1 protein-coding gene is annotated in these 2,004 nt (G+C 42.7%); it reads right to left on the bottom strand.

Annotated elements, in window-relative coordinates; all coding sequences use genetic code 11:
• Window positions 1–171 precede the first annotated feature (171 nt).
• Window positions 172–1,407 (bottom strand): IS110 family RNA-guided transposase, encoded by a 1,236-nt coding sequence (locus tag NCCP2331_RS18155; RefSeq protein ID WP_251672108.1) that lies wholly within the window; start codon window positions 1,405–1,407, stop codon window positions 172–174.
• Window positions 1,408–2,004 lie beyond the last annotated feature (597 nt).

Here is a 2,004-nt window from a genome sequence, read left to right as displayed (position 1 = left end):
TAGCACAGTGGTAATATGTCAAGCACAAAAATCGCGTGAATTGGAAATTTAATCGGATCAGATTCCAAAATCCCTGATTTTCAGGTATACCAAATAAACCTCTCATTTTCACGCTTTAAAAAAAGAAGAAAATGGAAGGCGATGTTCAAGAAAGGATGTGAGTGAGGAATTTTATCCTCGCCTTTCTGGTGGTATGTATAGCTGATTCGTGCGTAGTAGCGAATGCACGAGGCGTACAAGTTTTCTAGCGGTTAGGACGAGAGCACGTTTGTGTTGATGCTTAGTGACTTCATTGTATTTCTTTTGATAAAAAGCTTTATATTCAGTGTCGTACTTGCGTATGGCGTCTGCAGCTTGAACAAGATAGTAACGTAAATACTTATTGCCCGTTCTCATTCGACTGGTATTTTCAGCTTCAAATTCGCCCGACTGATACTGCGTCCAAACGAGCCCTGCATATTTCGCTAATGCATGATGATCGTTAAAACGCTTAATATCACCAATTTCAGCGAGTAGGCCGGCCGCATACACGGGTCCGATGCCTTTTACAGACGTTAAGGTTTGTGTAATGCCTTTCATCATCCGGTCAATTTCTTGGTCAAGACGTTTCACTTGGCTTTCCATATGTCGTATCGTGCTTAAAACTACGGACAGCGAAAGATTGATTGGATCAGCCATCATCTTGTCCAATCGATAAGAATTGCGTGCGAGCTTTTGAAGATATTTCGCAATCTCTTCAGGTTCGGCAAAACGGTTTTTGCCTTTCTCCTGTAAGAACTCTATGAGTTCCTCGACTGGCATTTCTGCAATCGTTTCAGGATCTAATTCTTCCATCACAGCGACGCTTGTCGCACCAAATGTGTTGGAGAAAGGGTTATCTTGGCGTAAGCCGCTAAACTTTAAAAACACTTGATTCATCATGTACGTTTTATTGCGTGCAATTTCATGCATAAGATGAAACCGTGTTCGTGTTAAACGGCGCAGCGCATCATACTGTAGGGTTTCTTGCATTTCATGTGGCAGACGTCCAAAGCGTAAATGATCCGCAATTACCCAGGCATCAATTCGGTCGTTTTTCGGTAACGTATCGTAGCCCTTTTTAAAGCGAGATACCTTGCGTGCATTCAGCATATAGACCGCGCTTTGAAAGGTAGGTTCATACCCTTGTAATTCACTTTTTAAATAATGCGCAATATGCCAACTATATTGATCTGTGGCTTCAAGCCCAATTCTAATATGGTCACACTGACTTTTTTCCGCTGTTTTTAAAAGCTTTTGAAGTAAGGTATTCGCACCTTCTGTATCATTGGAAACAGAAAAATCAGCTAGTGTGTGCCCCTCGCCATGCATGAAATGGACATGATGGGAGCGTAAACTCACGTCGATACCGACTAGCATTTGTGACATGCCAATCACCTCCTCAGGTGGTAGTTAATCAAGATTGTCTCAGACCTGGGTGCCCAGTCGAATCATCGATGTCTGCCTCGTTATTAGCAATCAAAGGGAAGAAGACCAAAATGAGCGCTACACTCTCTTCTTCACCCACGTCGCAGCCAGTGGTTAGACCTTCAATAATGAACGATGGGTAGCAGGCTAATTAAGCAGTACACCGAAGTGTCCGCAAGGAGGAAAAGCTATTTCCTGCGTCAATCTTGTCCGTTCCATTGTCTCACGGGCACGGTCTGAGAGAAATAAAAGCTGAAATAAAAAAGGACGAAGTACTGAAATGGAGCCTCCTCCATCCTCCGTCCAAACTATATGAAATTAGGCAATCCAAATAAGCAGGTAAGCACCTGTAAGCAAGTTTTATTTTGAACAACATATAACTGGTGATTTATCCAATTAGCCTCCTCAGTAAAACAGGGGTCAAACAGGTAAAACATAAAGGGGTGAGGAAGCCAAAAGGCAACCATCTCCTATAGGAATTCCAACAGATCCTCCAGCTGTCCGGATCAACTGGAAATTCTATCGGAAAGAGCTCTTACTACTAATATACGAGGAGGA

The sequence above is a fragment of the Sporosarcina sp. NCCP-2331 genome (genome assembly GCF_023707945.1).
Lineage (GTDB): Bacteria > Bacillota > Bacilli > Bacillales_A > Planococcaceae > Sporosarcina > Sporosarcina cascadiensis.
This window is presented reverse-complemented; position numbering and strand designations above follow the sequence as displayed.